Source organism: Xylanibacter caecicola, assembly GCF_013166515.1.
Lineage (GTDB): Bacteria > Bacteroidota > Bacteroidia > Bacteroidales > Bacteroidaceae > Prevotella > Prevotella caecicola.
In genome coordinates this window covers 1-5,575 of record NZ_JABKKJ010000048.1, presented here as the reverse complement: position 1 = coordinate 5,575, position 5,575 = coordinate 1, and the positions used below count along the sequence as shown (strand labels likewise).

The 5,575-nt window shown below is 55.3% G+C and carries 7 protein-coding genes; all 7 read left to right on the top strand.

From position 1 onward, the window contains the following. Positions 1-157 precede the first annotated feature (157 nt). The 7 genes from HPS54_RS12565 to traN are packed head-to-tail and all read left to right on the top strand — an operon-like array spanning position 158 to position 5,523. A complete protein-coding gene (locus tag HPS54_RS12565; RefSeq protein WP_004291516.1) occupies positions 158-538 on the top strand; it encodes a DUF3876 domain-containing protein in 381 nt (126 codons plus the stop codon). Between the two features lie 23 nt (positions 539-561). Beyond that, a complete protein-coding gene (locus tag HPS54_RS12560) occupies positions 562-1,191 on the top strand; it encodes a DUF4141 domain-containing protein (RefSeq protein ID WP_004304283.1) in 630 nt (209 codons plus the stop codon). 3 nt (positions 1,192-1,194) lie between these two features. Continuing rightward, positions 1,195-2,199 carry a conjugative transposon protein TraJ gene (gene traJ / locus HPS54_RS12555; RefSeq protein ID WP_004291518.1) on the top strand — a complete coding sequence of 335 codons (1,005 nt, stop codon included), beginning with the start codon at positions 1,195-1,197 and terminating at the stop codon, positions 2,197-2,199. A gap of 31 nt (positions 2,200-2,230) precedes the next feature. Next, positions 2,231-2,854 (top strand): conjugative transposon protein TraK, encoded by a 624-nt coding sequence (gene traK / locus HPS54_RS12550; protein ID WP_004291519.1) that lies wholly within the window; start codon positions 2,231-2,233, stop codon positions 2,852-2,854. 27 nt (positions 2,855-2,881) lie between these two features. Then, entirely contained in the window at positions 2,882-3,169 is a 288-nt protein-coding gene (locus tag HPS54_RS12545; RefSeq protein WP_018697145.1) for a TraL conjugative transposon family protein, read from the top strand. Further along, positions 3,150-4,502 carry a conjugative transposon protein TraM gene (gene traM, locus HPS54_RS12540; RefSeq protein WP_004291521.1) on the top strand — a complete coding sequence of 451 codons (1,353 nt, stop codon included), beginning with the start codon at positions 3,150-3,152 and terminating at the stop codon, positions 4,500-4,502. Before HPS54_RS12545 ends, traM begins: the two co-directional genes overlap by 20 nt. 34 nt (positions 4,503-4,536) lie before the next feature. Then, the gene (traN, locus tag HPS54_RS12535) at positions 4,537-5,523 is read left to right on the top strand and encodes a conjugative transposon protein TraN (RefSeq protein WP_004291522.1); all 987 of its coding nucleotides are present in this window, start codon (positions 4,537-4,539) and stop codon (positions 5,521-5,523) included. Positions 5,524-5,575: the final 52 nt, after the last annotated feature.

Here is a 5,575-nt window from a genome sequence, read left to right as displayed (position 1 = left end):
GCGTACACCACCGAGGAAACGGAAAAAGTGGAGGTTTACCGTCTGGCGGAGAAGCTGGGCGACGACATCGAAGCCGCCATCCGGCAGCTTGCCGAAAGGCGGAGAAACAAGGAATAACTAAAAAACAGAATGTATCAACCAAAAAAGAAAAACGCGTATGAATTTACCAAAAGTGAAAATGCTGCAAGTCAGCAAGTGCCTTATCGGATTGGCGGTCATGATGCTGCAATCCTGCGACGTGGCCGACAACCGCCGCGACATGCTGTGCGGGAACTGGGAGAGCGTGGAGGGAAAACCTGACGTGCTTATCTACAAGGAGGGCGAAGCCTACAAAGTGACGGTGTTCCGTCGTAGCGGTCTGCGCCGCAAGCTCAAGCCGGAAACCTATCTCTTGCAGGAGGAGAACGGCAACCTGTTCATGAACACCGGCTTCCGCATCGACGTGTCCTACAACGAGGCCACGGATGTGCTGACTTTCTCGCCAAACGGGGACTATGTGCGGGTGAAGCCGCAGCCGGGACATCCGACCGAAGAATAACAACCACTAAAATCCAAAGTAACATGAGAACAAGAATAACAATGATTATCTGCCTGTGCCTGCTTTTCGCGGGCAGGGCAAGCGCACAGTGGGTCGTAAGCGATCCGGGCAATCTAGCGCAGGGCATCATCAATGCCTCCAAAAACATCATCCATACCTCCAAGACCGCCACGAACATGGTGAGCAACTTTCAGGAGACGGTGAAAATCTATCAGCAGGGCAAGAAGTATTACGATGCCCTCAAATCGGTGAACAATCTGGTCAAGGACGCCCGCAAGGTGCAGCAGACCATCCTGATGGTGGGCGACATCACAGACATCTATGTGAACAGTTTCCAACGGATGCTCCGTGACGGGAATTTCAGACCCGAAGAGCTTTCCGCAATCGCTTTCGGCTACACGAAACTGCTGGAGGAAAGCAACGAAGTGTTGACGGAACTCAGGAACGTGGTGAACATCACCACGCTCTCCATGACCGACAAGGAGCGCATGGACGTGGTGGAACGCTGCCACTCGAAGATGAAGCGTTACCGCAACCTCGTGAGCTACTACACGAACAAGAACATCTCCGTGAGTTACCTGCGTGCGAAAAAGAAGAACGACCTCGACCGCATCATGGGGCTGTACGGGAACATGAACGAAAGATACTGGTAGCCTATGAAGTTCGACAACCTTCATCAGATTTTACGTTCACTTTATGAGCAGATGATGCCGCTGTGTGGGGACATGGCTGGTGTGGCGAAAGGCATCGCCGGGCTGGGTGCGCTGTTCTACGTCGCCTACCGGGTATGGCAGTCGCTGGCGAGAGCTGAACCGATAGACGTATTCCCGATGCTCCGTCCTTTTGCCATCGGTCTGTGCATCATGTTCTTCCCGACTGTGGTGCTGGGCACGATAAACAGCATCCTCTCACCCGTCGTACAGGGCACGGCAAAGATGCTGGAGGCGGAAACGCTGGACATGAACCGATACCGGGAGCAGAAGGACAAACTGGAATACGAGGCGATGGTACGCAACCCCGAAACCGCCTACCTCGTGTCCAACGAGGAATTTGACAAGCAACTGGAGGAACTCGGCTGGTCGCCCTCCGACATGGTGACGATGGCGGGAATGTATATCGACCGGGGAATGTACAACATGAAGAAGAGCATCCGCGACTTCTTCCGCGAGATACTCGAACTGCTGTTCCAAGCCGCCGCCCTCGTGATAGACACCGTCCGCACCTTCTTTCTCGTGGTGCTGGCGATTCTCGGTCCGATAGCCTTCGCCCTGTCGGTATGGGACGGTTTCCAAAACACGCTCACGCAGTGGATATGCCGCTATATACAGGTCTATCTGTGGCTACCGGTATCGGACATGTTCAGCACCATACTGGCGAAGATACAGGTTCTGATGCTGCAAAACGACATCGAGCGGATGCAGGCAGACCCGAACTTCTCGCTGGATTCGAGCGACGGGGTGTATATCGTATTCCTCTGCATCGGCATCATCGGCTACTTTACCATTCCCACCGTTGCGGGCTGGATTATCCAAGCCGGAGGCATGGGCGGTTACGGTCGCAACGTGAACCAGATGGCGGGACGAGCCGGAAGCATGGCGGGCAGCGTGGCGGGTGCAGCCGCAGGAAACGCAGTCGGACGTGTCGGCAAATTGCTGAAATAATCAATGTGCAATCATAAATTGGAAAATATAAATGGAATTCAAATCACTTAGAAACATCGAATCGTCGTTCAGGCAGATACGCCTGTTCGGTATCGTCTTCCTCTCGCTGTGCGCCGTGGTGACGGTGTGGAGCGTGTGGAACTCCTACCGTTTCGCAGAGAAGCAACGGGAGAAAATCTATGTGCTGGACAACGGCAAGAGCCTGATGCTCGCCTTGTCTCAGGATTTGTCGCAGAACCGCCCGGCGGAGGCACGGGAACATGTGCGCCGTTTCCACGAGATGTTCTTCACGCTATCACCTGAAAAAAGCGCGATTGAACACAACGTGAAACGTGCCTTGCTGCTGGCGGACAAGAGCGTGTACCACTATTATTCGGACTTCGCGGAGAAGGGGTACTACAACCGCATCATCGCCGGGAACATCAACCAAGTGCTGAAGGTGGACAGCGTGGTGTGCGACTTCAACGCCTATCCCTACCGTGCCGTGACCTACGCCACACAGAAAATCATCCGGCAGAGCAACGTCACCGAGCGCAGCCTCGTGACCACCTGCCGCCTGCTGAACGCATCGCGGTCGGATGACAACCCGAACGGTTTTACCATCGAGGGTTTCACCATCATTGAGAACAAGGATTTACAGACTATCAAACGGTAACAGGACATGAAAAGTATCAGAAAATCAATGTGGGGCATGTATTGGAAACTCCACGACAAACGGAAACGCTTGGCGGCAAGTCTCAAAGGGTATCTGGACGGCTTGCCGCCGGAAACACGCCGCCGCATCGTGCTGGGGATGTTCGCCGCCTTCGCGGTGCTTGCCCTTTACACCTTCGGCAGAGCCGTCTATGACATCGGCAGGAACGACGGCTCACATATGGAAACGGGACACGCCGGACGGGTGGAACTGCCGACCCCGGCGGAAACAGGCAATCACTTAACACCTTATTTATATGGAACAGACAAAGAATGAACCGACGAAAGAGAACAAAGCTGCTCCCGAAACGGGGAAACCGAAAAAGGAGCGCGAACCGCTGACAGAGGCGCAACGGCTGAAACGGCAGAAGATGATCGTGCTGCCCGCTATGGTGTTGGTGTTCATCGGGGCGATGTGGCTGATATTCGCCCCGTCCTCCGGCAAGGAGCAACCGCCGGGAACGGACGGATACAACACCGAGATGCCCGACGCTGACAAGGCGAACCGGCAGATTATCGGCGACAAGCTGAAAGCCTACGAGCATGGGGAGATGGAAGAGCGTCAGGAGAGCCGCAACCGTGCCATCGGGCAGCTGGGCGACATGTTCGACCGCGAGATAGCGGGAACGGAGAACGGAGTGGACTTCGACCTCGCCAATCCGGGCGGCAAGGAAGAAAGGGCAAAGCCAGCCACGCCGCAGACCATCCAGTCCTCCGCAGCCGCCTACCGTGACCTGAACGCCACGCTCGGAAACTTCTACGACCAGCCGAAAAACGACAATGCGGAGATGGACGAATTGTTGGAGCGCATCGCATCGCTGGAGTCGGAACTGGAAAGCGAGAGGGGCAAGGCTTCCTCTATGGACGAGCAGGTGGCTCTTATGGAGAAGTCCTACGAGCTGGCGGCAAAGTACATGGGCGGTCAGAACGGAGGACAGCCATCGGCGGAACAGAGGGCAGAGCCAACTACCGTGCAGAAAGGGAAGAAGAACAAGGCAATGCCTATCAGACAGGTGGAGCATCAAGTAGTTTCTTCACTCTCACAGCCTATGAGTAACGCGGAGTTTGTCGCCGCCTTATCGCAGGAACGCAACCGGGGTTTCAACACGGCTGTCGGCACGGCGGAGGTATTGGACAGGAACACCATACCGGCGTGCGTGCATGGGGCGCAGAGCGTGACGGACGGGCAGACGGTAAGGCTGCGCCTGCTGGAGCCTATGGCGGTGGCAGGCAGGACAATACCCCGGGGTGCGGTGGTGGTCGGCACGGGCAAGATACAGGGTGAGCGGCTCGACATCGAGATTACCTCGCTGGAATACGACGGCACGATTATCCCCGTGGAGCTTGCGGTCTATGACACGGACGGACAGCCCGGCATCTTCATCCCGAACTCGATGGAGATGAACGCCGTCCGGGAGGTCGCCGCCAACATGGGCGGCTCGCTGGGAAGCAGCATCAACATCTCCACCAATGCCGGGGCGCAGCTCGCCTCCGACTTGGGCAAGGGGCTGATACAAGGCACGAGCCAGTACATCGCCAAAAAGATGCGAACCGTCAAGGTGCATCTGAAAGCCGGGTACAGGGTCATGCTTTACCAAGAAAAATATTGAAAACAATAAAAATTACCACTAAAATCCAAAAGTAATGAGAAAAGTAATCATCATGTTTGCCCTCGCTATGGGCATCATAACTGCCAACGCGCAGGAGAATGTAACCGTTGAAACGACCAACGGAAGTGAACAACCGACCTTGACGAAGGAGGTCTATCCGCAGAAGGAGGCGGACGGCGACCTATATCACGGGCTGTCACGCAAGCTGACCTTCGACCGCATGATACCGCCGCACGGTCTGGAAGTGACCTACGACAAGACCGTCCACGTCATTTTTCCGGCGGAGGTGCGCTATGTCGATTTAGGCTCGCCCGACCTGATTGCCGGGAAAGCCGACGGAGCGGAGAACATCATCCGTGTGAAGGCTACCGTAAGGAATTTTCCCAACGAAACGAATATGTCCGTCATCACGGAGGACGGCAGTTTCTACACCTTCAACGTGAAGTACGCCGCCGAACCGCTGTTGCTCAACGTGGAGATGTGCGACTTCATCCATGACGGCAGCACGGTGAACCGCCCGAACAACGCGCAGGAAATCTATCTGAAAGAGCTGGGCAGCGAAAGCCCGATGCTGGTGCGCCTTATCATGAAGTCCATCCACAAACAGAACAAGCGCGAGGTGAAGCATATCGGCTGCAAGCGTTTCGGCATCCAATACCTGTTGAAAGGCATCTACACGCACAACGGCTTGCTTTATTTCCACACGGAGATAAAGAACCAGAGCAACGTGCCTTTCGATGTGGACTACATCACTTGGAAAATCGTGGACAAGAAGGTTGCGAAGCGTACTGCCGTGCAGGAGCAGATTATTCTGCCGCTCCGCGCGCAGAACTACGCCACCCTCGTGCCGGGCAAAAAGAGCGAGCGCACGGTCTTCACGATGGCGAAGTTCACCATCCCCGATGACAAGTGCCTCGTGGTGGAATTGAACGAGAAGAACGGCGGCCGTCACCAGTCCTTCGTGATTGAGAACGAGGATTTGGTACGCGCGGGTACCATCAACGAACTTCAAGTACGCTGACCATGAGAAAGTACATCGCAATAATCATCGCGTCGCTTGCCCTTTTTACAGG